At 32.8% G+C, this 24,324-nt stretch carries 31 protein-coding genes; 29 read left to right on the top strand and 2 right to left on the bottom strand.

Going from position 1 to position 24,324, the window contains the following annotated elements; translation table 11 throughout:
• From I6E31_02215 to I6E31_02130, 18 genes are all read left to right on the top strand, one after another.
• A complete protein-coding gene (locus I6E31_02215) occupies window positions 1–1,095 on the top strand; it encodes a phage tail sheath protein (GenBank protein MCF2638783.1) in 1,095 nt (364 codons plus the stop codon).
• A 14-nt stretch (window positions 1,096–1,109) separates the two neighbouring features.
• On the top strand, window positions 1,110–1,514 hold the full coding sequence (locus tag I6E31_02210) for a hypothetical protein (GenBank protein ID MCF2638782.1): 405 nt from the start codon (window positions 1,110–1,112) through the stop codon (window positions 1,512–1,514).
• Between the two features lie 50 nt (window positions 1,515–1,564).
• Complete coding sequence (locus tag I6E31_02205) at window positions 1,565–2,014, top strand: hypothetical protein (protein ID MCF2638781.1); 450 nt, start codon at window positions 1,565–1,567, stop codon at window positions 2,012–2,014.
• Window positions 2,015–2,212: 198 nt separating this feature from the next.
• Complete coding sequence (locus I6E31_02200; protein MCF2638780.1) at window positions 2,213–4,528, top strand: hypothetical protein; 2,316 nt, start codon at window positions 2,213–2,215, stop codon at window positions 4,526–4,528.
• 12 nt (window positions 4,529–4,540) lie between these two features.
• Window positions 4,541–4,939 carry a hypothetical protein gene (locus I6E31_02195; GenBank protein MCF2638779.1) on the top strand — a complete coding sequence of 133 codons (399 nt, stop codon included), beginning with the start codon at window positions 4,541–4,543 and terminating at the stop codon, window positions 4,937–4,939.
• On the top strand, window positions 4,936–5,892 hold the full coding sequence (locus tag I6E31_02190) for a hypothetical protein (GenBank protein ID MCF2638778.1): 957 nt from the start codon (window positions 4,936–4,938) through the stop codon (window positions 5,890–5,892). The genes I6E31_02195 and I6E31_02190 overlap by 4 nt, the downstream gene beginning before the upstream one ends.
• Window positions 5,882–6,310 (top strand): DUF2577 family protein, encoded by a 429-nt coding sequence (locus I6E31_02185; protein ID MCF2638777.1) that lies wholly within the window; start codon window positions 5,882–5,884, stop codon window positions 6,308–6,310. The genes I6E31_02190 and I6E31_02185 overlap by 11 nt, the downstream gene beginning before the upstream one ends.
• 10 nt (window positions 6,311–6,320) lie before the next feature.
• Window positions 6,321–6,767: a DUF2634 domain-containing protein gene (locus I6E31_02180; protein MCF2638776.1), complete on the top strand. Its 447-nt coding sequence runs from the start codon at window positions 6,321–6,323 to the stop codon at window positions 6,765–6,767.
• Entirely contained in the window at window positions 6,760–7,854 is a 1,095-nt protein-coding gene (locus I6E31_02175) for a baseplate J/gp47 family protein (protein MCF2638775.1), read from the top strand. The genes I6E31_02180 and I6E31_02175 overlap by 8 nt, the downstream gene beginning before the upstream one ends.
• Window positions 7,841–8,386, top strand: a complete 546-nt coding sequence (locus tag I6E31_02170) for a DUF2313 domain-containing protein (GenBank protein ID MCF2638774.1) — start codon at window positions 7,841–7,843, stop codon at window positions 8,384–8,386. The genes I6E31_02175 and I6E31_02170 overlap by 14 nt, the downstream gene beginning before the upstream one ends.
• On the top strand, window positions 8,386–9,363 hold the full coding sequence (locus I6E31_02165; protein MCF2638773.1) for a hypothetical protein: 978 nt from the start codon (window positions 8,386–8,388) through the stop codon (window positions 9,361–9,363). Before I6E31_02170 ends, I6E31_02165 begins: the two co-directional genes overlap by 1 nt.
• Before the next feature lie 14 nt (window positions 9,364–9,377).
• Window positions 9,378–10,523 carry a hypothetical protein gene (locus I6E31_02160; protein ID MCF2638772.1) on the top strand — a complete coding sequence of 382 codons (1,146 nt, stop codon included), beginning with the start codon at window positions 9,378–9,380 and terminating at the stop codon, window positions 10,521–10,523.
• A 319-nt stretch (window positions 10,524–10,842) separates the two neighbouring features.
• Window positions 10,843–11,898 carry an RNA-directed DNA polymerase gene (locus I6E31_02155; GenBank protein MCF2638771.1) on the top strand — a complete coding sequence of 352 codons (1,056 nt, stop codon included), beginning with the start codon at window positions 10,843–10,845 and terminating at the stop codon, window positions 11,896–11,898.
• Window positions 11,892–12,194 carry a hypothetical protein gene (locus tag I6E31_02150; GenBank protein ID MCF2638770.1) on the top strand — a complete coding sequence of 101 codons (303 nt, stop codon included), beginning with the start codon at window positions 11,892–11,894 and terminating at the stop codon, window positions 12,192–12,194. Before I6E31_02155 ends, I6E31_02150 begins: the two co-directional genes overlap by 7 nt.
• Window positions 12,195–12,212: 18 nt before the next feature.
• Window positions 12,213–12,764 carry a hypothetical protein gene (locus I6E31_02145; GenBank protein ID MCF2638769.1) on the top strand — a complete coding sequence of 184 codons (552 nt, stop codon included), beginning with the start codon at window positions 12,213–12,215 and terminating at the stop codon, window positions 12,762–12,764.
• A gap of 51 nt (window positions 12,765–12,815) precedes the next feature.
• The gene (locus tag I6E31_02140; protein MCF2638768.1) at window positions 12,816–13,346 is read left to right on the top strand and encodes a hypothetical protein; all 531 of its coding nucleotides are present in this window, start codon (window positions 12,816–12,818) and stop codon (window positions 13,344–13,346) included.
• 10 nt (window positions 13,347–13,356) lie between these two features.
• Complete coding sequence (locus tag I6E31_02135; protein ID MCF2638767.1) at window positions 13,357–13,617, top strand: hypothetical protein; 261 nt, start codon at window positions 13,357–13,359, stop codon at window positions 13,615–13,617.
• A 21-nt stretch (window positions 13,618–13,638) separates the two neighbouring features.
• Entirely contained in the window at window positions 13,639–14,088 is a 450-nt protein-coding gene (locus I6E31_02130; protein ID MCF2638766.1) for a phage holin family protein, read from the top strand.
• Between the two features lie 332 nt (window positions 14,089–14,420).
• Here I6E31_02130 and I6E31_02125 read toward each other — a convergent pair whose 3' ends face one another.
• Together I6E31_02125 and I6E31_02120 are read right to left on the bottom strand one after the other, a co-directional pair.
• Complete coding sequence (locus I6E31_02125) at window positions 14,421–15,212, bottom strand: 3'-5' exonuclease (protein ID MCF2638765.1); 792 nt, start codon at window positions 15,210–15,212, stop codon at window positions 14,421–14,423.
• A 194-nt stretch (window positions 15,213–15,406) separates the two neighbouring features.
• Complete coding sequence (locus I6E31_02120) at window positions 15,407–15,841, bottom strand: helix-turn-helix transcriptional regulator (protein MCF2638764.1); 435 nt, start codon at window positions 15,839–15,841, stop codon at window positions 15,407–15,409.
• Between the two features lie 166 nt (window positions 15,842–16,007).
• Between I6E31_02120 and I6E31_02115 the strand changes: the two genes are divergently transcribed.
• From I6E31_02115 to I6E31_02065, 11 genes are all read left to right on the top strand, one after another.
• Window positions 16,008–16,214: a helix-turn-helix transcriptional regulator gene (locus I6E31_02115; protein MCF2638763.1), complete on the top strand. Its 207-nt coding sequence runs from the start codon at window positions 16,008–16,010 to the stop codon at window positions 16,212–16,214.
• Window positions 16,215–16,329: 115 nt separating this feature from the next.
• Window positions 16,330–16,770 (top strand): hypothetical protein, encoded by a 441-nt coding sequence (locus I6E31_02110; protein ID MCF2638762.1) that lies wholly within the window; start codon window positions 16,330–16,332, stop codon window positions 16,768–16,770.
• Between the two features lie 331 nt (window positions 16,771–17,101).
• Window positions 17,102–18,028 (top strand): phage replisome organizer N-terminal domain-containing protein, encoded by a 927-nt coding sequence (locus I6E31_02105; protein MCF2638761.1) that lies wholly within the window; start codon window positions 17,102–17,104, stop codon window positions 18,026–18,028.
• A gap of 12 nt (window positions 18,029–18,040) precedes the next feature.
• On the top strand, window positions 18,041–18,844 hold the full coding sequence (locus I6E31_02100; GenBank protein ID MCF2638760.1) for an ATP-binding protein: 804 nt from the start codon (window positions 18,041–18,043) through the stop codon (window positions 18,842–18,844).
• A 9-nt stretch (window positions 18,845–18,853) separates the two neighbouring features.
• A complete protein-coding gene (locus I6E31_02095; protein MCF2638759.1) occupies window positions 18,854–19,117 on the top strand; it encodes a hypothetical protein in 264 nt (87 codons plus the stop codon).
• A gap of 93 nt (window positions 19,118–19,210) precedes the next feature.
• On the top strand, window positions 19,211–19,576 hold the full coding sequence (locus tag I6E31_02090; protein ID MCF2638758.1) for a hypothetical protein: 366 nt from the start codon (window positions 19,211–19,213) through the stop codon (window positions 19,574–19,576).
• A gap of 192 nt (window positions 19,577–19,768) precedes the next feature.
• On the top strand, window positions 19,769–20,479 hold the full coding sequence (locus I6E31_02085; GenBank protein ID MCF2638757.1) for a ParA family protein: 711 nt from the start codon (window positions 19,769–19,771) through the stop codon (window positions 20,477–20,479).
• Window positions 20,472–21,401 (top strand): hypothetical protein, encoded by a 930-nt coding sequence (locus I6E31_02080; protein ID MCF2638756.1) that lies wholly within the window; start codon window positions 20,472–20,474, stop codon window positions 21,399–21,401. Before I6E31_02085 ends, I6E31_02080 begins: the two co-directional genes overlap by 8 nt.
• Window positions 21,402–22,052: 651 nt before the next feature.
• The gene (locus tag I6E31_02075; GenBank protein ID MCF2638755.1) at window positions 22,053–22,235 is read left to right on the top strand and encodes a transcriptional regulator; all 183 of its coding nucleotides are present in this window, start codon (window positions 22,053–22,055) and stop codon (window positions 22,233–22,235) included.
• Complete coding sequence (locus tag I6E31_02070; GenBank protein ID MCF2638754.1) at window positions 22,235–23,311, top strand: site-specific integrase; 1,077 nt, start codon at window positions 22,235–22,237, stop codon at window positions 23,309–23,311. Before I6E31_02075 ends, I6E31_02070 begins: the two co-directional genes overlap by 1 nt.
• Window positions 23,312–23,772: 461 nt before the next feature.
• The coding region (locus I6E31_02065) for a transposase (GenBank protein MCF2638753.1) at window positions 23,773–24,324 on the top strand (552 nt) is incomplete at its 3' end.

The raw sequence follows: 24,324 nt of genomic DNA, 5'->3' as shown, positions 1-24,324 counted from the left end.
ATGCCGACAACAATAGGATTACCTAAAATTGATATAGTATTTAAGGCACTAGGAGCATCGGCAGTAACAAGGGGCGAGCGTGGATATGCTGTCTTGATACTAAGAGATGACACAGAGGGAGAGCCTAAAAAATACTATAAAACGATAGAGGACTTTGGAGCAGAGGAGCAAAAGAAATTTACAGAAAGCAATATTCAACTTGTAAAAGATGCTTTTGAGGGTACACCTTTAAAATTACAGGTTTTTAAATTAGCAAGTGAGGGAAATGCAGAGGATTTATTGAAAAAAGTTGGGGGAGCTATACCACGTAATTGCTGGATAGGAACACCGGACGCAGAGATACAAACGTCGTTAGTTACTTGGGCAAAAGCTAAAGTGGAAAATGATAAGAAAAAGTATAAAGTCATTGGCTGGAAAACTGTTGGCGCTGATGATATGCACATTGTGAACTTTACAAATGAAAAAGTGACGTGGGCAGATGAAAAAAGAGGAGAGGTCACAGGGAATTTAATTATTCCATACTTGCTAGGATTTTTAGCTGGTATATCAATTAATATGTCGGCTATTGCTTTCGAGCTAACAAAGTTCAGTAGTGTTGCAGAGCCGGAAAAGTTGGAAACAGCTATAAACAAAGGCGAGTTTGTTTTATTCAATGATGAGGGCATTGTCAAAGTGGCAAGGGCGGTCAATAGCCTTGTTACGACAGGGCAAGATGTATCAGAGGATATGTGCCATATAAACACAGTGGAGAAAATGGACTTGATATATTGTGATATTTTTGAAACGTGGGATAAAAAGTATAAAGGTAAATATCCTAACATACTAGATAATCAAATGCTATTAATATCGGCGATAAATGGGTATTTTAAAACACTAGCAAGGGACTATATACTTGACCCGAATTTCGAGAATATATCAATGGTTGATGTAGAGGCGCAAAGAATAGCGAATTACAGCAAATACGGAGAGGAAACCGTGAAAGGCTGGGACGACCTTAAAGCAAGACAAATGACAGTAGGCACAAAAGTGTTTTTAATGGCAAAAATTAAAATAAGTGGAATTATGGAAGACTTTTCATTTCCAATTTATATGTAAAGGGGGGTGTGTATATGTCAAGCAGAAGAACAGCGTTTTTCAACGGGAATAAAGGCGAGGTTTGGCTGAACGGGACAAAAATAGGTACAGTAAGCAAAGGTAAGGTTGTTAAAAAGCAAAATTACGAAGAGATACCCGCAGAGAATGGGGACGGTGTGATAAGAGTACCTACAAATCACACAATAGAGGTAAATTTCACTTTTAGAAGTACAGGAGAGGAATTTGACATTGATATGTTTAACCTTGGGGAAGATGTATCATTAATAATGTCAAATGCTAACATCAATGATACGGCTAGACGTCGTATTAAATGTGATGGGTTAACTTGGGACGAGCAAGTATTGATTGATTTTGAAAAGCACAAAGTGCAAGAGATAGAACTAGCGGGGCAAGCTGAAACAGCCGATATATTAGAATAATAGAAAAGGGGATTTATTCCCTTTTCTCAATCAAAAAAGGAGTGAGAAAAATGTCAATGACCTTAGAGCAGTTTATACAAAAAGCAAGGGAAAATGAAGAGAAAAAAGTAAAAATAACTACAATGAATATAGCGGGATTTGGAGAAGTTGAATTTCAAAGACCTAATACAAGTGTATTATTAAAATTTCAAAGTGAGCTAACAACAGGTTATAAAAAAGAGATAAGTATAGATGAGGAGCAAGAGGAGCAAGCACAAAAAACAAGTACATCAGATATTGATATGTTGAAGTTTGCAAAAGCCTCAAGTGCCTTTATTTATAATACGTGTTCTATGATGAGAACAAAAGAAATAAGGGATATGTTCAAAAAAATATATCCGGAAGATATACCGCTTGAGCTATTTAATGTAAGTGATGTCATAACAATAGCGGTTGACATTTTTAACAAGTTTGAGGGTAAAAAGGAAGTAAAGGAGATAAAAGAGGATATAAAAAACTAATTGGAGATAGCACAGACCCGGGCGAGCTATATTGGGTGTGTTACTATCTCGAAAAAGGTTTTAAATTAGATTATTTGTTAAATCTCAATGAAGTGGAAAAAATATTTTTTATTCATAGTATGAATAATCATAAAAAAGAGCAAGTTGAGTACGATACTGAAAAGTTGAAAGTGCTTGCTAGAATAATGGGGGGATAATATGTCGTCAAGAGTAATAAATACTATACTTAATCTAAAGGATGAAATGACACAAAAATTACAAGCCCCTTTGATGTCGGTAAGAAAGTTAAAACGAGAGTATGAGAATACAAAGAAAGAGCTTGAAAGATATGAAGACGCCCAAACAAAAGCCTCTCAAATGCTTGAACAGGCTAAAAACAAAATGGAAGAGGTAAAAAAAGAAGTCCTCAACAGCTCTCAAGCTTATCAAGATAATGTAAAATCACTAGATAGGTTAAAAGCTAAAAATGAGGAGATAAAAGTCTCTATAAATAGGCACGAAAGCGAATTAAGCGGGTTACAAAGTTCGTACAATGAAAATAAAAGGGCATATGATAACGCTAAAAATACTCTTGTTGAACTTAAAAGACAGTATGACGATAACTCGCAAGAGGTAAAAGAACAGGAAAGGATTTTACAATCACTTGAAAGGGAGTATAACAGCAGTAAAAGTGCTTATGACAACGCTAAGAAGTCAATACAAGCTTTAAAAGAAGAGGAAAGAACGAATACAACAACTATAAAAACTCAAAGTAAAGCGCTAGAAAGCTTAAAAGAAACACTTTTAAATAATAGCACAGCGGTTAAATTAGCACAAAGAAATATAACGAGATATACTCAATCTGAAAAAGAGGCAGGAGAAAAGGCGAAAGAGGCTAGACAAAAAATAAGCCAGCTAAGCTCGGAAGTGGCAAAAAATAAAAAGAAATTTGATGACGCAAAAAAGACAGTAAAAGGCTGGCGTGATAGTGCTATAAGCTCTATTGATGATGTTGTCAAAAAAATGGGGCAACTTACAGCCGTAGCAGTTACAGCAACGGGGGGCTTTGCACTAAAAACAGGACTTGAAACAGCGTTTAACCTTGAGGCGTATAGAACGCAACTTGAAACAGCTACAAAAGACACGGAGAAAACAACAAAGCTGATAAGAAAGGCGCAAGAGCTATCAATCGCAACACCGTTCACGCCCGAAGAGGCTATACAGTCGACAGCAAAAATGGAGGCTTTGGGCGTGGATAGTGAAAAGTGGCTCAAAATGGTTGCTGATATGGCAGGAGCAACTAATAAAGAAATGGAGCAGGCAACAGATGCTTTGATAGATATGTTGTCAAAACAGGAGTTCGAGGGGATAAAAGAGTTTGGAATAAATAAAGAAATGATAATGGCTAAGGCAAATCAAATGTTTGGAAAAAACAAAGTCTTTAAAAAATCCGGAGAACTTAGAAAAGGTAAAGATGCAGATATGCAAGTTGTCATCGAAACTATAATGAGAGAAAAGTTTGAGGGTGGCTCTGATAAGCTCTCGAAGACGGTTAAAGGGGTATGGAGTACTATCACAGGGGCAACAGGAATGGCACTTGCTAAAATATTTGGAATGGAAGACGGACTTATAAAAACAGGCTCAATGCTTGATATGTTGCGTCAAAAGTTGCAAATGGTAGCAGACAAACTCATCGAGTGGCAAAATGACGGAACGCTTGATGAGATAGCGCAAAAGTTTACTGAAACTTTTAATAAAATCATAGAAACAGTTATAGCGGTGTATAACTATCTGAAAGATAATAAAGAAACGATAGCATCTGTATTAAAGGTTGTAGGGGTTGTATATATGGTTGCTAAGGCAATGATTTTTTTATCAAGCGTTATAAGTGCAGTAAAAATTGTTTTCGCAACTTTAAATGTATTGTTATTAAATCCCGCTTTTCTAACGATAGCAGGAATTATACTTGCAGTCGTAGTGGTAGGATATATTTTATATAAGTGTTTCAAACTTATAGTTGGTGTAGTAAAAATATGTTGGGATAAGTTCAAAGAGTTTGGAGAGTATATGCCAGAGTGGGCAAAGTTATTGTTGTTACCGCTTGCCCCGATTTTAGCAATTATAAAAGGATTTAAACTCATAATAGACGGGGCGGGGAAAGCTTGGAAGTGGATAAAAGGCTTTTTTTCGGCAGATGAAGAAAAAAACGTCAAAATAAATGAGGTTACAGAACAAGAGTTATTATCAAATGATGATGTTGAAAAATCCGTGTTTAATAACAAAATAGATGACTTTGATAACAAAAAAAGCCCTTTTGATAACATAAATAAGGCTGAAATGCTAAAAAATGATGTTGCAAAGGTTGAAAAAAACAATAATGTTACAGATGTTAAATCTCAAACAATAGTAAAAAATATAGAGCCTCAAATCACAATAAACGTAAACGGCGACGTTTACGGATATAATGATTTCGAGGAGAAAGTCGCGGGAGTTTTTAAGAATATAATTAAATATAATATGCAAAATGTAACATAGAAAGGGGGACAAGTGGAGATATATTTGTCAACGCTGGACAGGAAAAATATTTTTAGATTTCCTTACATAGATAGAGAAAAAGTTGCGTATACCTCGCCTTTGCATAGTGAAGAGTTTACAAACTCACAGGGTAAAAAAATTACTTTGATAGGAGAAAAGGGACTGTTTGAAGTAAAGATAAGCTCTTTTTTTCCAAGCCGTTTGTACAGGTGGCTACCATTTAACATTACACTAGCCCCTAAATGCTTAAAGTATTTTGAAACTCATAGAAAATCAAAGTTGATATTAACAATAGTTAGTATTAATCAAACTATCACAAAAAGAGTATATATCAAAGACTTTGATTATTATGAGAAAACAAATAAAGATGTAGAGTTCAATTTGACATTGACGGAGTGTGAGAGTAAATGAAGTTATTGATTTCAGCAGAAGATGCAACGATTGATATGACCGACTTGACAAATAATGTCAAGTTAAACACGGCAACGGAAACAGTAGGGGCAAGCCTTACGTTTGATATTGCTAGAAATTATAATGATGTAGATTTCGCAAGTTGCGAAAATATAAAAATAGGCGATGTGGTTATATTAGAAGTCGAGGGGAAAACTATTTTTAAAGGCGTAATACTAGAACAGACCTTTTCAAAGTTCTCAAAAAGTGTCAAATGCTTAGATTTTTGTTTTTATCTGAATAAAAATAAGATATTAAAGCAATTTGAGGAGATTTCAGCGTCTGATGCAATAAGACAAGTATTGAAAGAGGCTGGAGCGCCTATCGGGACAATTAGCAATATGAGTACATCAATATCGAAGATGTACAATAGCAATACCGTCGCGGAGATAATAGCGGATATACTAAAACAAGTAAATAACGAAACGGGCATTAAATATGTGTTAGAGTATGAAAATGATGTCTTTAATATCTCGCCTTTTAAAGTTATTGAAGTAGAGTTTACATCTAAAAAAACAGCAGATGAGAGCGTAACAGAGAGTATTTTAGAGATGAAAAATAAAATTATTGTCATTTCTAATGAACAAGACGAGGCGGAAATATTAGCAACAGCACAAGATGATAATAACATCAAAAAATATGGAAGTTTACAAGAGGTTATATCAGTAGACCCCGACGAAGACGAGGCAAAAGTGAGAAACATTGCAAAGACTAAGTTGAAAGAATTAAATAAAATCTTTAAAACAGCATCTTTGCAAGGTTTTGGAAATATAGCTTTAAAAGCCGGTAGAGTGCTAAAACTAAATAATGCAGAGTTTTATTTAGTGGGAAACTACTTAATAAAATCGTGTATACACACGTGGAGAAGTGGCGAACATTTAACAAGTGTAGAGGTTGAAGAGTATGCAGAGTAATGCTGATTTTGTAGCAAAATTTTTTAAAGGGGCAATACCTAGAAAAGAATTTCAAGTTTGCGTGGGTGTAGTCATAAAACCACCGCCCGAGCTAACTATAAGCATAATGGACGGTAAATATATCTTATATCCTCGTATGTTGTATATGAATGATAGATTATTTGATGATCATACAAGAACATATGAGTTGACCGGAGAAATGACAGAGTATAATTTTCAAAATACAACATCATCAGAGCCGGTGGGCGACCACCCGGCACACCCAATCAACGAATTGGCTGGGAAGGGGAATTATAAAGCAACAGGGACTTTTATTAATACCGATACGCTAAAAAAGGGGGACTTGGTAAGAGTAACCCCTACTGAAAACGGGCAAATGTGGATAGTAGATTTCAAGGTACGGAAAATAAAGAAATAAAGGGGGAAATATGGGCATCTTTCCGGTAAGAATGACAGAAGAAATACAAAAAACCGTAGTAGATGAGCAAAAAAACGGGTATAAAGATATATTTTTCGATGTAAAATCAAAAAAAATAGTAGTAGAAGACGGAAAAGTGCAAATAGCGACTAAAAAACAGCAGATACAGCAATGGTTGTACTTGCTTATAAATACAGAATTTGGAAAGTATAAAGTATATGAAAATACAGAGTTCGGTATAAGTTTTTTGTATGAAATGCGAGGGCGAGAATATTATAGTTCGGGATTTACCATCGCACAAATACAAGATGAATTGATAGAAAAAATAAAGTTGCATAAATACATTGATGAGGTAATAGAGATAAAAATAGAAAAAGATTTTAATAGCTTAATAATAACTATTGTCTTGAAAGTTGATGCAGAAACGGTCGAAAGCGAGGTAATATATAATGTCTAATTACAAAAGTAAAACTAAAGATGAAATACTAAAAAATATATTGAATGAGATGCCCGCTGAATATTTAAAAACACCGGGAACATTTACGCACGATTTATCAAATGCCCTCGCAATAGTAATGCAACCTTACGAAAGCGAAATAGAAAAAGCGTGGAAATACTTTGATATAAGCTCTTTAACAGGGGAAGAGCTAGAAAAGAGAGTGCAACAGTTAAAAGGTATTGTAAGAAAACAGGCAACGTATGCAGTAGGGGAATTGACCCTCACAGGCAACGGAGCTGTAAAGGTTGGAGATTTATTTGAAACCCCGAACGCTGTACAATTTATGTCTTTAGAAGATAAAAAAATAACAGATATAGGGAAAATAAAAATTCAAGCAGTGCAAGCGGGAACGGTTGGAAATGTAGGAGCTAAAAGCGTTGTATTAATGCCCATAACAATTCAAGGGATAAAGACTTGCATTAATGAGCGAGCCACATACGACGGCTTTGAGGCGGAAGATGACGCCTCACTATTAGACCGTTATTATATAGCAGTTAGAACACCAGCAACAAGTGGAAACAAATATCACTATATGCAATGGTCGAGGGAAGTTGTGGGCGTGGGGAACTCAAAAGTTTTTCCACTCTGGAATGGTAGAAATACCGTAAAGGTCATCATAATTGATAGTAATAAGCAACCAGCCAGTGCAGAGCTAGTGGAAAAAGTACAAAATTATATAGACCCTAAAGGCGAAGATGATGAGCTTTGGGGGGCGGGATATGGAACGGCGCCCATCGGAGCTTATTGCACAATACAGTCGGCAGTGGCTAAAGAGATAGTTGTAGATGTTAAGATAATACTTGAAACGGGCGAGGATATTGAGAATGTAAAAAAAGAGATTGAAAAAAATATTGTAGGATTTTTACAAGAGATAGCTTTTAAAAAAGATTATGTATCCTATTCATTGATAGCAAGTGCCTTGCTAGATACGGACGGCGTAGCAGAATGGACAGAATTAAGCATCAATAAAGGGACAAGTAATGTCACAATAGGAGTTGAAGAGGTTGCAGTTTTAAAAGAGGTAAATGTATATGAACAAAAATAATGAAAAATTAATAAATATTATTCACAAAATATTTAGAAAAGACCCGTATATTTTAGCTCTTTTTGAAAGTTGGGGCATCGCTCTTGACGAGCTGGAAAATAAATTAAAACTATTATCTCAAGAATATCTCTTTTCTACAATGTCAAATGAGCGTATAAAAGAATTAGAGAAAGAATTAGCTTATAAAACTATCTCGAAGACTTTAGAGGGAAAAAGAACAGAAATAGAGGCGCGTTGGAAAATGTCCGGGAAATGTGATGTTGAACTTTTACAAACTATTGCTAACAGTTGGAGAAATGGAGTAATAAAAGTGTTGTTTGTAGATGCAACTATCGAAATAAAGTTTGTTTCTCTTGTGGGAATACCTGATGATTTAGACACTCTAAAGTTTATGATAGACGAGGCGAAACCCGCTCATTTACCAATTAATTTTAGTTTTATGTACAGAACGTGGGGAATGTTGCCCCCACGTACTTGGGGGCAAATAGGTGCTTACACTTGGAAAGAGTTGAGAGAAAAAGAGGGGGTATAATGCAAACTAGAGAAGAAGAACTTAATTATTCATTGAGTGAGTTTTTAAACCTTATCTTACCCGATGAAAATAGAGTTGTATATATAGATGATTTAATAACTAACTTTTTATTGTTAGATGCTAACGCAAAAAAACTGACCAACGAAAAATTGGAAAAAGGAAAATTTACAGGAAACGCACAAGATTTAGCAAACGAAATTGCTAAAAAAGCATCAAAAACAACTCTAGGGCGTGTATTAATAGGGGTAGGTATAGAAGTTGATGAGCAAGGACGGATAAGTCTTGCTAAACATACGCACAAAGTGGAAGAACTAGAGAATTTCGAGCATAATCACGACCCTTTATACTACCGTAAAAACGAGATAGATACTAAAATAGAGGAACTATTAAAAAAACTCACTATCGAGGATTTGGAGAGTTTATTAGGGAATAATTACAAAGGGTACTATGATGCGAATAATGAATATTATAACGGGGATATTTATTACAAAGAAAATACAATAGTAACAAGCTTGACTATTCCTGATAAAAATACAAACACAGTAAGTTTTACAATACAGACAGTTGCAAGTCCGACGCTTACAAAAGTGATGTCTTCACAAGATAACGGGGAAATGGCAACGCCACAATTAAACAAAGAACAAGCCGAAACCGAATTAAAACAATTTTATAGACTTGTGGCAGATATGGAGTGTTTATTTGATTTAGTAAATAATAGCGACCATAAAATTTGCGGTTTTGCTATTGAGGATAGCGCGAGGGTAATACGTACTAATTCAACAACCGTGTTTGAAATGCCGGTTAAAAATTATACGGTAAGCTTTACAATACAAACGGCTGAAAATCCGGCGCTTACAAAAGTGATGACGGCATCACAAGACGTATCATCGCCAGCGCTTGCAAAAACACAAATAGACAACCCTCTACACTCTCACGATGTAAAAAGAGATGTGACATTAAGAAAAATACATTATTAAAAGGAGATAAGAAAATGGCAGATTACAGACAAAATACAAAAGCAAATTTACCGCATAAATCACAAAGTTACTCATCAGTATTTGACAGTCACCCTATTTTTAGCAATATAGGTGGTTGGGTAGTAGACACAACGACGGGAGCATTAAAATATAAATTAGATAAAATGGATTGGAGCAGAAAAGCCGACGGAACACCATCGAATTTGACAGGGACAGACGGGGACGTTATGGTAAAAATACCAGCTTTTTTCATAAAAGTGACAAGACAGTCGAACGGAAAGCCTAAATTCGAGATTGATGACACGATACCGGATTTATACGGCTCAAATGGTAAACCCGGGTTTATGGTACACCCGGCATTTAAAAAGCCTAATGGACAGATAAGACCATACTTTTTATGGGGAGCGTATAAAGGGTATGTGCAAGGGACACAATTAAGAAGTGTTGCGGGAGTATTGCCTACTGTAAACGAAACAAAAGCATCGTTTCAAGATGCTAGCCGTCAAGGGCGTAACATCAATTATGGTATATCATCAATATATGAAAAGTGGGCTATACAACTTTTGTTTTATACAGAGTTTGGAACACTAGACAGCCAAGAGGCTTGCGGTCGTGGAATAGTTGATATGACTTGGGAAGACGGTTTGACAAATAATACGGAATTAAGATTAACCGGGCAGTCAAATGCGCTAGGAGATAGGAGTGGATACCTTGATAACGGCAATGGGAATGGTAAATGTTCAATGAGATACAGAGGAATTGAAGACCTTTGGGGGAATGTATGGGAGTTTATAAGCGGTGTCTTATTAACTGATACAGGTTGGAGATATACAAACGACCACTCTAAAATGGACGTGGCAAGCAGTATGGCTCTATATTCTAAAGATATGACACAAAAAGTAACTAACGGATATATTACCGATATGGAATACCCGGTCGGATTAGAGTGGACTTTTATGCCTAAAGCGACAGGTGGAGGCTCTAGCACATACTATTGCGATTACTATTGGTCGCACGACCCGGGCGAAGAAAATATCGTGCTGTCGGGTGCGGATTGGAATAATGCCTCGAATGCCGGGGTCGCGTTCTTGAATTGCGCTTATGTCGCGTCGAATGTGGATTCGGCTATCGGCGCTCGCTTGTCTTATGCGCAACAATAGCGCACAGCGCTAGCGGAGCGTAAAATTTAAAAAAATGGGTTTTTGATAGCTGGTATAAAAACATACGTACTGTCGGGTACGAATTGGAATAATGCCTCGAATGCCGGGGTCACGTACTTGAATTGCAATAATGTCACGTCGAATGTGAATTCGAATATCGGCACTCACTTAGTCTTATTATTGTAAATAAAATATTTATTCGATTGAACATCAAAAACCCTGCCTCTTGGCAAAACATAAAAAATGATGACAAACGTGTTAGTAGTAACTTGCGAAAACTCGTTAAATTTTATAAGACAAAAATGTTAGGAGAAAAAAGTTGAAAAGAATTGGAAACGTATTCGATAAAATAATATCTTATGAAAATCTATTAAACGCTCACTTGAGAGCTAGGAAAGGAAAATCACATTACACGGAAGTAAAAGAAGTAAATAGCAATACAGAAAGATATATCGCTAATTTAAGATTTTTACTTGCTAATGATTTATACTTTATAAATTCGAGTGATTATAAAAGGGAAATTATCAACGACAAAGGAAAAGAAAGAGAAATCTTAAAACTTTCGTATTACCCACATAGGATAGTCCAATGGGCGATAATGTTACAAATAGAGGATAGATTTTTAAAAAATATGATTTACGATACCTATGCAAGCATAGAAAATAGAGGGTTGCATATGGGAGCTAAAAGAGTAAAAAAAGCAATGTTAAAAGACCCAGAGGGTACAAAGTATTGCTTAAAAATTGATATGAAAAAATACTATCCAAGCATAGATAATAGAATTTTATTTGAGATAGTAAAAACTAAAATAAAAGATACTAGACTTTTAGAACTGATAAAAAATATTATTTTTAGTGTGGGGAGCGATAAGGGACAACCTATCGGTTCATTATGGTCGCAATGGGCAGGAAATTTATATTTATCGTGTTTAGACCACTATGTCAAAGAAAAATTAGGAATTAAATATTATTTTCGTTATTGTGATGACATTGTAATACTTGGAGATAATAAAAAAAGGTTGCACGGAGTGAGAGAGGCAATAAAAAAGTATATTGAGAGTGAATTAAAATTAAGTTTAAAAGAGAATTATCAAATATTTCCATCGAGAGTAAGAGGGGTAGACTTTTTAGGATATAGATTTTTCGGTAATTACATTTTACTTAGAAAAAGAGTTTTAAAAAATATGAAAAAAGCTCTAATAAAATTAAGAAATAAAGAGGTATTAAGCTATCACGATAATTGTACAATAAACTCGTATAAAGGTTGGTTGAATTTTTGTAACAGTTATAGATTAAAAGAAAAGTATTTTATACCCTTGAAAGATAAAAAATATATTAACAAAGACGGAAAATTAAGGAGAGTGAACATATGGTAACGATTGATGCAGAAGAGAGAAAAATCATAATAACTAGGACAGCAAAAACTAAGGGAAGAGCTAAAACAACAGAGGAGCAGGAAGTCATCGAAATAAGAGAGGGCGAAACGCTAGAAAGAATATTTTTGCCCGGAACACAAGATGTTTATGAATGTGAGCTTGTGTTATTAGAGGTTGATGTAATAAATCCACAAACACAAGAAAAAACAGGGGAAAAAGAGTTGAAAGCTTTTGCACAAAGAAAAGACCACGCAGGCTGGCTGATGGAGTTTGTAGAAACGGAATACAACATATAAAGGAGATACAGAAATAAAATGGGAAATATAAGCGGTATAATTGAAAATGTGAAAGATAACATCAAATATTTTATTAATAGTGATGATACTTTCGAGGTTGTTATCGAAAAGATAATAAAAAAATTGGCTGACAATGAAGTTTATATTAAAAATAAAGGGTATGAAATACTAGATTTTAAAGATAATTACTCAAAAGTAGCGTTTAAAATAAAAGTTCATCACAGAGAAGAGGAAAAAGAAGAGGAAACAATTTTAATAATTGCAAATGATGCTTTTTTATCAAATGTTGTAAAGATGTATAAAAAGTCTATTATGCTATTTTTAGTAAATATGCTAGAATTAAATATTGAAGATTTTAAAAGCTCTAGCATCTCATCAAATGATGAGGCGATAACTAAAAATCAAGTTGCTTTTCTAAAAGATAGAATGGAAGACCCAGACGTTTGCGACTATGTAAATAGCCGTTTAAAAGAATTTGGAGCAAAAACAATAAGTGAATTGAGTAAAAAACAAGCGTCTAGCATATTAGACTATATTCAACCTAAAACTAGAAAGAGGAGGTATGCGTAATTGAGAGTAGATGCGGAGAAACTAAAATGCAAAGATACAGCTATAAAAATAATGAATGTTATCGCTTTAAATGAAATATCGGGAAACTTAAAGTTTGCTTATAAATTTAGTAAGGCGAGTGGCGGGACGAGTGGCTGGAGCTTTGGGCGTAGCCAATTTGATACAAAAAACAACCCCAATGCGATTAAATTTTTAAAAAATAAATGTGGTTTTAGTGATAGTGATATAAATATACTACTAAGTACAGACGACGAGGTTATAGAGTTAAATAACAAGCTTAGGGAGCATATGAAAGATATAGACGCGTACGACTTAGAACACACGCAAGAAATGATAAAACACGTGATGAGTTTAAGTGGTATGCCGGAGTTGGAAAACGAAAGGGTATTTGTACATCTAGTAGATTATCATAATCAATTTAATTTGAGTGTAAATGGCAAGATGCACAACTATTTAAAAACTTTAAAAATCGCAACTTGCGAAAATATACTAAATTTTAAATTATCGCAAACAAAATGGGGGAAAGAACGCCCAGCGGACGTGATAAGAAGATACACGAATATTGAAAATAATTATAAATAAGAGGTGTGTGATGTCAAGTATATTAGGAGTTTTAGCGGGTAAAATACTAGATATAGTGTTTAAAAGGTCGAGAGATGCTGAAAAACAACAAGATATAGAATTAAAACAGCAGGACATCGAGATTAAAAAAGTAAATGAGTACAAACAAGTTGTAGTGATAGTTGTTTGTGTAGCTCTTTTTATGTGTATGATAGCATCTTTTTTTCCGGGACTTGCTATTAGTGAATGGTGGTTTAATTTAGCGGAAACGGTAATTAATAATAAATTATAGGGGGTATTTATGTTAAATAAAGTGGTTAGTGAAGTATTGAGCGAAATAACTAAAATAAACTTTGGAGATATTATCTATACAACGACAACAGGAACGTTGATATTTTTTATAGGGGGCGTTGATAACGCTTTTATAGGGTTACTATCTTTTATGCTGTTTGATTATGTTACGGGCTGGATAAAGGCGTATAAAGCGGGAAATTTAAACTCACAAGTGGCGAGATATGGCATCACTAAAAAGGCTCTTGTATTAATAGTTGTGGCTATGAGTAATATTGTAGATATTATTATGCACACAACAACAATGAGCGTGAATTGTAGGTTTATAATTATATGTTTTTATATTGGAAATGAGGGACTTTCGATATTAGAAAACGTAGCTTTAATGGGCGTATCTGTGCCCAATAAGTTAAAAAAGGTATTAGAACAGTATAAAAACGAAGAGGTAAAAGTAGAGGCAAAAAATGAATAAAAAATAAAAAAAGCCGGGTTTTTCCCGGTATTTTTTTTAAAGCCCTATGGGCTGGGGGTATGATTATTTTTTGTCTAGCCAATCGCAAACTATTTTGACGATAATACCCGCCATAATTTGCACAACTAATTCGGTAAAATAATACATTTTAACCCCCTGTTATCAAATATGTGTATCTGCTCGGTCAAGAGCAGAATAAAAGCCCCAATAATTAAATTAGGGCTTATATTCTGACCTTTTATTTTTTACACACAATTTGATAACCCACAGGGTGCGGGTATTATTGATAATTTAATTATAGAGTATTTTAGACAAAAAGTCAAATTAATGTTTTAAAGTTCCATCTTCTCATCTAAAATATAGTTATCTTTTAAAAATTTAATATTCCAATTACCATCAGCGTTAACAACATTTTTTTTGAAATAATTAAAAACTTTAAAACAAAAATAAGTATTCTTATCAATATTCAAAGTTGATGCCTCATTTTTTATTTTTAAAGCTTTAGCAACATCTGATAACTTTCTTGAAGGTAATCTTTTGTTAATAATAATTTTTACTAAAGTCAATACATCAATAGAATTATAATTAAAATAATCTTCTGCCTTAGAAATGCGAATAAAAACACTTCTTAAAAAATTAATGCAAAATTGAACATTGTAGCCAACAAGAAAATCATCATCTTTTAAGAATTTTTTAAAATTAGGTAATACCTCTTCAATAGTTTTGGAATGTTCAACCATTTCATTAGAAATTCCATTTATTTTTGTAATCTCATCAGAAATTTTACACTTAGGTTTAATATATTCGTTAAAAACATCTTTAATCTCTCCATTGATAACACGAAGAGCTGTAATTTTAAGAATTTCATCTTTTCCACTGTTCAATCCAGTGGTGTCAAGATGAATAATTACGTGTTCAGGCATAATAATATTTTTATCGTCTGTTTTAATAAAAAATTTATTTTTTATTATTCTACAAATAATATACCAAAATAATAGCCCCAAAATAGAAAATAAAAATTCGATAAAACTACTATCAACTAGACTTATTAAAACTAAGATAAACCACACAACAAAAACCTTATCCAATTTGGATAAATTCTTAAAATTATTTATAACGCTCATTCAATCCTCTTTTTTATTTTTTTCTTTTCTATCTTTTCAATGAAATTTAAAACTAACTCTTTTTGATGGTTGTCAAGCTCTGAAAACTTGGCACAAAGAGAACAGTTGTAATTAAGAAAATAATAATTTACGCACACTTTAATGTCCCCCATATGCTGATTATTTTGTACGACAATATTATTTTTTATCATTTTTTACTTTCCTTTTATTTGATTTTGCACTTTTAAAAACTCAATATATTTTTTAACCTCTTCTATTTGCTCATCTGTTAAACCATCTAAATTTAAAATTAAATTATTAGTGTTTGGAGAAATTTTAATATTACTACCTACTGTGATATTTCCCATATTGCTATTATTTTGTATAACAAGTCCTTTTTTCAAAGCTAGCATCTCGTTTTGCAAATCTTTTGGGGCTATCTCTTCAATCAAAAGTCTTAAAGCCTCTTCTTTTTCCTTAGGCGTAAGATTTAGCGCAGACATTATTTTTAAAATGGTACTTTCTTTTTTTATAATACCTTTTTCTGTATCAGCAACATTTGTATGAGAAACATTTATTTTATATGCCACTTGCCTTAATGACAACCCTTTTTCTTTCCTTTTTATTTTTAAAAACTCGCCAATAGTCATTGTTGCCTCCTGTTAAATATAACTATATCTTACAATATTTCTTTTAAAAAAGTAAGTGTAAAAAATATTACTTTAAAAAAAATGTAATTTTTTTATTGACAACTTTTACTAAAAGTTGTATATTATCATTGTAAGTAAAAAAATTACAACTTGAAAGGAGTAAATTATGAATTTAGCTGATGCCATAAAGAAAGAACTTGAAGAAAAAAGAATAACACAAGTTGAATTAGGCAAAAAATTAAATCAAAATAGGCAAGCTATTAACAAGCATCTTAGTAGTTGGAAAAAGGGGAAAACTCCAACAATCTCACTGTTAAAAAAGTGGTGTAATGCTATAGGGTGTGATTATAAAAAATTTTTGCCTTATTTGTAAGTAATTTAATTACTTATAATAACATGACAAATATAATTTGTATTAAAAAAAGTATAGGTACGGTTGAGGCTAACAACTGAAAAAAGCCAAATATATAAAAAAAGAGGTGTGAAAGATGAGCAAAGCAAGTGTACCCAGCTTAGAGCTGGCACGAAGTATGAACTTACAAAGTCACGTGATGACTATTGAAGAGGGATTGCGACATTCAGAAACAATTGACAAACTAGATGACGCAAGACGCGAAAAGTTGCACGGGATAATTAAATGGGTAAAAGATATTAATGTATCTTTTATAAAAGATTTGAAAATACTTTTAAAAACAGATGAAAAAGAGTTAAAAGAAAAAATATTATTCATTCTTGAGAAACAAGAAAAGTTCAATCAAAGGTTTGTAATTAGCATAGATAAGGTGTTAAAAGATGAGATTGAACTTGAAAAAATTGATGATAAAACAAGAGAATATTTAATAAAATATACTCTTGAAACAAGAGAAAAATTGAAAGATGATAATTCACATTTTGAAAGTGAAATTATTAAAAGAGAGCTTAATTTGTGAAATGTCCGGAATGTAACGCAGAATTAAAAGTGTATTGCGTTAAACACAAGGCTACTAAAAAATTAAGATATTATAAGTGTGATATTTGCGATAAAAAGATAATCACACAAGTTGTTGAAAAAGAATGGATAATAAAAAAGTGAGGCTGGGAACCTCACGCGGTATAACTTTGCTTGGTACGCAATAAAGTTATATCTTATTATACCATCTTTTTTGAAAAAATCAAGTAAAAGAGGTGTAAAGATGAGTTATTTAAAATTAAAAGAGTTGATAAAAATATACGGGGGTAACACTAAGATAAAAGACATTATAGAAAAAGTGGGGTGCTGTAATGAGTAAAAAATATTTTTGGTTAAAGCTAAATGTAGATTTTTTTGAAAGAGAAGAAGTTAAGCTTATAGAAAATATGCCAAACGGGAAAGAATACATAATTTTTTATATGAAACTTTTATTAAAGAGTGCTAATTCAGACGGTAAATTATTATTCAAAGATGTTATACCCTACACAGAGGATATGCTGGCTACTGTAACAGGAATAAATGTTGATGTTGTTAGAACAGCTGTAAAATTATTTTTAAAATTGGGTTTAATGCAAAAATTAGGTGATGGGGCTTTATTTATGCTTGAAACTCAAAAAATGATAGGTTGTGAAACTGAATATGCTAAAAAAAAGAGAGAATATAGAGAAAAGAAAAAAGTAGAGGCTATCGAGGACAAAAGCGGGACAAAAAAGGACGTTGTCCAAATTGAAGACAGGACAAAAAAAGACATAGAAAAGACAGATGATGATATTGTCCAAATTGGAGAGAAGACAAAAAAAGACAATGTCCTACAAGAGATAGAGATAGAGATAGAGAAAGAGATAGAGATAGAGATAGAGAAAGAGATAGATATAGAGATAGAGAAAGATATAAGAGAAAAAGAGAAAGAAAACTCGCTCACTCATTCTCAAAGTATTAAAGAAAAGTTTTCAAATCTCTTATTGATGATAGCTCAAGCAACTAAAACAACAGTACATCAAGTGTCATTACAAATAAACCCTATGGAGATAATAGACAGGCTAGATGATTACATTGAGGCTATAAATCAATCTGAATACTTGCAAGGTAAATCATCAACTTTGCCGGTCATAAGAAATTATACGCAAGTGGATAAGGTTTTATCGGGATTTTATAAAACTTATGACAACAAGAGCAATAGCAAGCTAGATGTAAATGATGTCGAATTTGCTGAACGTGATGACCACATAGAATTTTAAGGGGGTGTGGTTATGAAATGTAATTATTGTGGTAAACCTTATCGGGAATTAAAAGACAATGAGATACCCTCATTCTTTCCGGAAAGCATCAAAGAGTTGATGAGGTGGGTACCGGAATGTGATTGCCTTGAAAAGCTAAAGGCAAAAGAAATGGAAGAGGCAGAAAGAAAAAGACAGGCAGAGTGCAGAGCCAACAGGGTAAAAAGATTTAAAGATATTTCGGTTGTGGATACTAAATTTTTACAAAGCACTTTTAATACAGCGGATATGACCCCGGCGGTAATGAGATTGGCTTTAAAATTCACAAAAGCCTTTCTCGACAATAAAACCTTTGGTTTGTTTTTGTATGGCAAGGTAGGAACAGGCAAGACGTTTGCATCGGCTTGCATTGCTAACGAGCTTATGGCGAATGATAAAACGGTAATGTCTATTAATCTCGGGCTGTACTTGAATAAGGTTAGTAAGGAATGGGGAGAGGCAGAGCAAGACGTGTTGGAGAAAGTCCAACAATGCGACCTCTTAATCGTTGATGATATGGGGGTCGAACAGGTGCCGGATTGGCTCAAGGACAAGGTATTTAATTTGATAGATGCTAGATACAGGAGCAAAAAAAGCTTAATCATTACAACAAATTTACAACTAGATAATCAAAATTTGACAGCGGAACAAATAAAAAATAAGCTGTCAATACAAAGCCGGTTTGGTAGCCGTGTAGCTGACCGTATTAGTGAAATGTGTTATCAATATAGAGTTGCTGGAGAGAGTAGGAGAAAATTTGATTTAGACAGCTTTAAAAAGGCAATGGACGAGTATTGAGGGGGATAAATGATATATAACTACACAATAACAACAAAATTGAAAGAGATAAAAAAGGGTAACGAGGTTTACTCTAAAGTATTAAAAGATGTTAGTATAACGGCGTCAGAGGCTCTTAAACTTTATTTAAGGCATCATAAAAAGTTTGCCGATAAATGTATCATCAAAAAGCGTGTAGGGTGCTTATGGCGCATAATAACGGCATCAGAGCTAGAAAAAGAAATTACTAGCAAAGTTAAAGGTAAAAAAACGGCTTATAAAATTAATGTGTAAGGGGGAAAGGTGGAAAATTTAATTGATGTGATATTTTGCTTGGTATTAATAGCGTTTGTGTTTTGGTTTTTAGATAGATAAGAGAGGTGCATAATGGAAAAAATAAAATTAAAAGATTATAAAAATGATTATGTTTGTATTTTAGATGCCGAAAGCGTTGACGAAATATATTTGGTAGGAACTGACGATGTTGAGGAAATACAGGCATTTAAAGAGGCAGGATATACAATATATGGTACTACTTTGGAAAATGTTTTTGATGAAAATTTTATACAAGAAATTCAAAGTAAATTTGAAGATTATGCAGATGAACACGGTTATGTTGATATGAATGATAACATAGATTATCAAGGGGAAGGCTTTAAAAAAGTTAAAGATGCAATAAGAGAATTTGTAAAAAGTTTGGGAGATACAAATAAGTGCTATTGGTTAGATAAAAGTGTGGTAGTGGAATTGTAATTATAATAGTGAGGTTAAAGAATGACAGTAAAAGAATTGATAGAGGTATTAAAGAGATACGACCAAGACGCCGAAGTGCAAATGTGGAGTTTATTAAAACATAAATTTGTATCACTAGATACAGATGACGTTTATTCAATTTATCTTGATAATAAAATTTTATACATAGATAAAAATTAGGAGAGGTGCAAAATGGCTGTAAAAATATTAGTGAAAAATAACAAAGGTGGTGTGGGTAAGTCAATTCTAAGCTTGTGGCTTGCTCACGGGCTTAGTCTTGAAAATAAAAAAGTATTAATAATAACATCGGATAGTCAAAACAATATACCTACATTCGCAGGGAAAAGCGGAGAGGCTAAAAGGTTAAAAACCGGGCTTGAAAGCTGGATAAAAGAGGGCATCGGGGGAGTATTGGAATTGAGAGAACAATTATTTTATATACCTCTAATGACGACCAAGATAGATGAAAAAGAGGTTTATAAATTTTCGAACTTTATTGAAAAGTTGGAGAGTAGATTTGATTATATCATTATTGATGCTAGCCCTGTACTTGAATTAGATAATTTATTTGTTGAAATAGCTGACAAAATAGTGATACCTACTTACTTGGACGACGTAACAACGGAAAGCATCATCAAGTTTATAAAAAGTGTAGGTTTGAGAAAGATAAAAGCTATCATACCAAACAGAACACATAACAGTATAACAGAGAAAAAATATTATTCGGCTTTAAAGAAAATAACTGATGATAACTCTATACTTTTAACAGAACAGATAAAACATTCCGGGTTAGTAACTAGAATAATAGCAGAGGGGAAAACAATTTTTGAGGCAAAAAATAAATATATAGACCCTATCCAAAAAGAGATACAAAGAGTAATTGAGGTGTTAAAATATGAGTAATACAATTTTAGCAGAATTAAAAGAAACAATACAGGAAAGCAAGCATCAATCACTTTTTGATTTTGACAAGTTCAATATAAACGAAAGAGATAAAAAACAAGTTTTAGAATTAGAAGAGGTTATACTAGAGAATATAAAACGACATACAAAAAGCTTATTTGAGATTTGTAAAAGCATCTATGAAATAAAATTGATACTAGCAAGGGACACGGACACTACTTTTGTAGAATGGTATACGGCAAATGGGTTTACAAAAGATAAAATATCAGAACTAACAAAAAGATATGAATTATATATGCAAGCCCCCGACAGAATAGAATTTATAACGAAATTATCTATTCCGGCGGTTAAGGAGCTCACTAGAAAACACGTGGAAATAAATACACAAGTAGACGCTATCGAAAGAGGTTTGACAAACCCCGAAGAGATAAAAGCTTTTGTTGAGAAAGATAAAAAACAAGATGATAAAAAGAAGAGTGTAAAACCAAAACAGCCTAAGTATGTTTTGGGAATGATAAGCCATTTTGAAAAAGCGACCAAAACAGAGAATATAAAAGAGCTTGCACAAACTAAAAAAGAGATTGAACAAATACAACGTTATTTACAGAGTATACAAGCGAAAATAAAAGAACTAGAAGAGGCAAACACTTTAAAAAATAATTTGACATTATACGACAATAATATTATAGATGCTGAAATAGTCGAGGAAAAGCCAAAAGTATATATCGCTGAAAACAATGAGCTAGTAACCTTAAAACAAGAGGACAGCAAAGTTTTTATAAAACTATTCCCAAACAGATATTGTTTAAAAAATAATGTCGGAGGGCAAATATTTGGAGAATACAGCACACTTGAAGAGGCTCAAACTGACATCGAACTTTTTAAAAGAGAGCTCAATTGGGTAGATTATGACATTGATTAAAAAAGGTGTGTGGTTATTAGCTTTTAAAGTGTGTGATAAAATCCGAAAGTTCAATTTCGCAAGCTTGCGAAATGAGGAAAGGTGCAAAATATTTTATATTATTTTAAGAAAACAGGCATCAAGTGCCAATTTGAAAGAAAACTTAAAAAAATAGGAATAGACAAAAATAATAACATCTATAATACTAACGTGGAAATAAAAAGGTATACAATTACTATAAATAGTATAGAGTATATCTTTGAAAAAAAGATAAGTGGCAGACCTCGATATATTTTGATGAGTGAAAGCGCAATTATAATAAATGTTAGTAGCTCATCAAGTTTTATCGAGGGAATAGATAGGTTTTTTAAATTAAAACCACTAGAAAAGGACATTGAAAAAGAAAAAATAAAAGGGACAACATTAAGAATGTTAAGGCGACGATTGAAAATGACCCCCCAGCAACTCGGGGAAGTTATAGGAAAAAGTGGCTTGACGATTATAAGATATGAGGCAGGAAGTTTGTTTTTGTCGCTTAATGATGTGGCGATGATAGTATGCTTTACATCATCAATAAAAGAGTTTTTGGAAATGGTAGACACACCAAAAAAAATTAAAATTTTCGAATTGGAAAAATTGAAAACAATTATTGAAAAAAGCGAGGGAATGAAAATGTCTGATTTTTTAACAGCGGAAGAAGTAGCAAAACTATGCAAGGTCAAAATGACAAAGGCGTATAAAGTTATGAAAGAAGTAAACGAGGAAATGAAAGAAAAAGGTTATATGATAATAAGGGGTAGAGTAAACCGTAAGTTTTTATATGAAAAATTAGGACTTGAAAAGAGGGACGAGTAATGCCTATCACAAAAGAGCCAAACGGAACGTATACAGCTAGATTTTATATAACTGATGCTTTCGGAAAAAGAAAACAAAAGAAAAAAAGAGGCTTTAAAACGCTAAAAGAGGCTAAGCAATACGAGGCGGAGCAAATAACACAAAAGGCTTGCTCAATGAGTATGACTTTTGCATCTTTTTATGAACTTTATATGAATGACATAAAAAAGAGGGTAAAAGAAAGCACTTTCGAAAATAAAAAGAATTTATTTGAAAAAAAGCTATTGCCTTATTTTGAAAAAATGAAAGTAGAAAATATTACGCCGGTAACTATACGGGCGTGGCAAAACGAAATGATGAGCCAGAAAACAAAAAGTGGAGCTCTTTTCTCTCAAACTTATTTAAAAACTCTAAATAATCAATTAACAGCGATTTTGAATTACGCTGTCAAATATTACGGATTGGAGTATAACCCTTGTAATAAGGCGGGAAGTATGGGGCGTAAACACGCGGAAGAAATGAAAATATGGAGTATAGAAGAGTTTGAAAGAGTAGCAGAAAGCGCAAAGGAAAAACCGGTCACACTTTTAGCTTTAAAACTTTTGTTTTGGACGGGTATGCGTATTGGAGAGATGCTGGCGCTTACTATTGGAGATATAAACTTTAGTAAAAATATTATCAGTATAAACAAAAGCTATCAACGACTTAAAAGCGTTGACTTAATTACAGAGCCTAAGACACCTAAAAGCCGTAGGCAAATAGAAGTCACTAGCACTATAATTGAAGAGTTGAGAAATTATATAAATAGCCTTTATTGCCCAAGTGAAAAAACTAGGCTGTTTCCATTTACTAAAAGCCTTTTTGAAAAAGATATAAAAACCTTTGCGGCTAAAGCAGGGGTAAAAATCATAAGAATACACGATTTGAGGCATAGCCACGCATCTTTATTACTACACAAAGGGCTAGATATTGCGACGATTTCAAAAAGATTAGGACACGAGAATATAGAAACGACCTTTAAAATTTATGCCCATATTTACGACCCGAATAGTCAAAGAATGATTGAGTTTTTAGAGGAATTGCACACTAAAAAGTAAATGGGCTTAAATTGGACTTATAAGAGATAAAAAAGTATTGGGTATTATATAAGGTGTAATAGGAAATGAAAAAAATAAAACACTTTTAAGGCAGAAAGTAAAGTATAGAAATTGAGTGGGAATAATTTTTCAAGATTATAAATACTCAATTTCAGTTAATAACTAAGCCTATTGGACTTAAAATAGGCTTAACTGTAAAAAGTGGGATTTTTCCCACTTTTTTTATTCTACAAAATTCTCTTAAAAATCTTAATAAAACTCCAATCAAAAGAAAAAGGCTGAACAAATTAATAATTAAAATTATCAATTTGCACAGCCATTTTTTATTTAGGGTGTTTAATTTTTGGTGTTGGTACTTAAATGTATTAACACCTTTTTTACTTTTTTGTAAAAAAAGATGAGACAAGTAAATTTTCCTGATAAAATTAAGTCGCCAAACAAAATATAAGGAGGTCGTTTACTTGTCTCAAATCTATTCTATCAAAAATTTACTAAATATTAAAGATAAAAATATTACTTTTACTGAAAATGGAATTTCTATGGAAAATTTTAAAGGAGTATATTCTAAAATTATTCATGCTAAACTCTCTTATTCTCCTAATCAATGTCCTCACTGTCATGGAAAGAATATCATTAAATGGGGTTCTAAAACTTCAAATATTAGACTTCTAAAAATTTTAGAATATAACTCTATTTTAAGATTACAAAAACAAAGATTCCGTTGTAAAGATTGTGGCAAAACTTTCAGCGCTGAAACTGATATTGTTGATAAAAATTGTTGTATTTCTAACGATGTTAAATTGGCTATTACTCTTAAATTACAAAAAAATATTTCTGAAAAAGACATTGCTTCTGATTTTAATGTTTCTCCAAATACTGTTAATAGAATTATTAATTCTTTTTTTAAGGAACATTTACCTAATAAAAATTATCTTCCTCAAGCTTTATGCTTTGATGAATTTAAAGCTACTAATGACTGTGAAGGAGCTATGGCTTTCATTTTTTGCAATGCA

This window comes from Fusobacterium varium (assembly GCA_021531615.1).
GTDB classification, from domain to species: Bacteria; Fusobacteriota; Fusobacteriia; order Fusobacteriales; family Fusobacteriaceae; genus Fusobacterium_A; species Fusobacterium_A varium_C.
The sequence above is the reverse complement of the archived record's forward strand: the minus strand, read 5'-3'. Positions and strand labels throughout refer to the sequence as shown.

What these genes read in the sequence shown, in the direction of transcription:
- I6E31_02150 (MCF2638770.1), top strand. Translation starts at nt 11,892, where the DNA reads ATGGTAACGATTGATGCAGAAGAGAGAAAAATCATAATAACTAGGACA.
- I6E31_02120 (MCF2638764.1), bottom strand. Translation starts at nt 15,841, where the DNA reads ATGACTATTGGCGAGTTTTTAAAAATAAAAAGGAAAGAAAAAGGGTTG.
- I6E31_02100 (MCF2638760.1), top strand. Translation starts at nt 18,041, where the DNA reads ATGAAATGTAATTATTGTGGTAAACCTTATCGGGAATTAAAAGACAAT.
- I6E31_02125 (MCF2638765.1), bottom strand. Translation starts at nt 15,212, where the DNA reads ATGAGCGTTATAAATAATTTTAAGAATTTATCCAAATTGGATAAGGTT.
- I6E31_02175 (MCF2638775.1), top strand. Translation starts at nt 6,760, where the DNA reads ATGTCTAATTACAAAAGTAAAACTAAAGATGAAATACTAAAAAATATA.
- I6E31_02160 (MCF2638772.1), top strand. Translation starts at nt 9,378, where the DNA reads ATGGCAGATTACAGACAAAATACAAAAGCAAATTTACCGCATAAATCA.
- I6E31_02135 (MCF2638767.1), top strand. Translation starts at nt 13,357, where the DNA reads ATGTCAAGTATATTAGGAGTTTTAGCGGGTAAAATACTAGATATAGTG.
- I6E31_02090 (MCF2638758.1), top strand. Translation starts at nt 19,211, where the DNA reads ATGGAAAAAATAAAATTAAAAGATTATAAAAATGATTATGTTTGTATT.
- I6E31_02075 (MCF2638755.1), top strand. Translation starts at nt 22,053, where the DNA reads ATGTCTGATTTTTTAACAGCGGAAGAAGTAGCAAAACTATGCAAGGTC.
- I6E31_02190 (MCF2638778.1), top strand. Translation starts at nt 4,936, where the DNA reads ATGAAGTTATTGATTTCAGCAGAAGATGCAACGATTGATATGACCGAC.
- I6E31_02080 (MCF2638756.1), top strand. Translation starts at nt 20,472, where the DNA reads ATGAGTAATACAATTTTAGCAGAATTAAAAGAAACAATACAGGAAAGC.
- I6E31_02180 (MCF2638776.1), top strand. Translation starts at nt 6,321, where the DNA reads ATGGGCATCTTTCCGGTAAGAATGACAGAAGAAATACAAAAAACCGTA.
- I6E31_02110 (MCF2638762.1), top strand. Translation starts at nt 16,330, where the DNA reads ATGAGCAAAGCAAGTGTACCCAGCTTAGAGCTGGCACGAAGTATGAAC.
- I6E31_02170 (MCF2638774.1), top strand. Translation starts at nt 7,841, where the DNA reads ATGAACAAAAATAATGAAAAATTAATAAATATTATTCACAAAATATTT.
- I6E31_02145 (MCF2638769.1), top strand. Translation starts at nt 12,213, where the DNA reads ATGGGAAATATAAGCGGTATAATTGAAAATGTGAAAGATAACATCAAA.
- I6E31_02140 (MCF2638768.1), top strand. Translation starts at nt 12,816, where the DNA reads ATGAATGTTATCGCTTTAAATGAAATATCGGGAAACTTAAAGTTTGCT.
- I6E31_02165 (MCF2638773.1), top strand. Translation starts at nt 8,386, where the DNA reads ATGCAAACTAGAGAAGAAGAACTTAATTATTCATTGAGTGAGTTTTTA.
- I6E31_02200 (MCF2638780.1), top strand. Translation starts at nt 2,213, where the DNA reads ATGTCGTCAAGAGTAATAAATACTATACTTAATCTAAAGGATGAAATG.
- I6E31_02215 (MCF2638783.1), top strand. Translation starts at nt 1, where the DNA reads ATGCCGACAACAATAGGATTACCTAAAATTGATATAGTATTTAAGGCA.
- I6E31_02205 (MCF2638781.1), top strand. Translation starts at nt 1,565, where the DNA reads ATGTCAATGACCTTAGAGCAGTTTATACAAAAAGCAAGGGAAAATGAA.
- I6E31_02085 (MCF2638757.1), top strand. Translation starts at nt 19,769, where the DNA reads ATGGCTGTAAAAATATTAGTGAAAAATAACAAAGGTGGTGTGGGTAAG.
- I6E31_02115 (MCF2638763.1), top strand. Translation starts at nt 16,008, where the DNA reads ATGAATTTAGCTGATGCCATAAAGAAAGAACTTGAAGAAAAAAGAATA.
- I6E31_02095 (MCF2638759.1), top strand. Translation starts at nt 18,854, where the DNA reads ATGATATATAACTACACAATAACAACAAAATTGAAAGAGATAAAAAAG.
- I6E31_02185 (MCF2638777.1), top strand. Translation starts at nt 5,882, where the DNA reads ATGCAGAGTAATGCTGATTTTGTAGCAAAATTTTTTAAAGGGGCAATA.
- I6E31_02105 (MCF2638761.1), top strand. Translation starts at nt 17,102, where the DNA reads ATGAGTAAAAAATATTTTTGGTTAAAGCTAAATGTAGATTTTTTTGAA.
- I6E31_02070 (MCF2638754.1), top strand. Translation starts at nt 22,235, where the DNA reads ATGCCTATCACAAAAGAGCCAAACGGAACGTATACAGCTAGATTTTAT.
- I6E31_02210 (MCF2638782.1), top strand. Translation starts at nt 1,110, where the DNA reads ATGTCAAGCAGAAGAACAGCGTTTTTCAACGGGAATAAAGGCGAGGTT.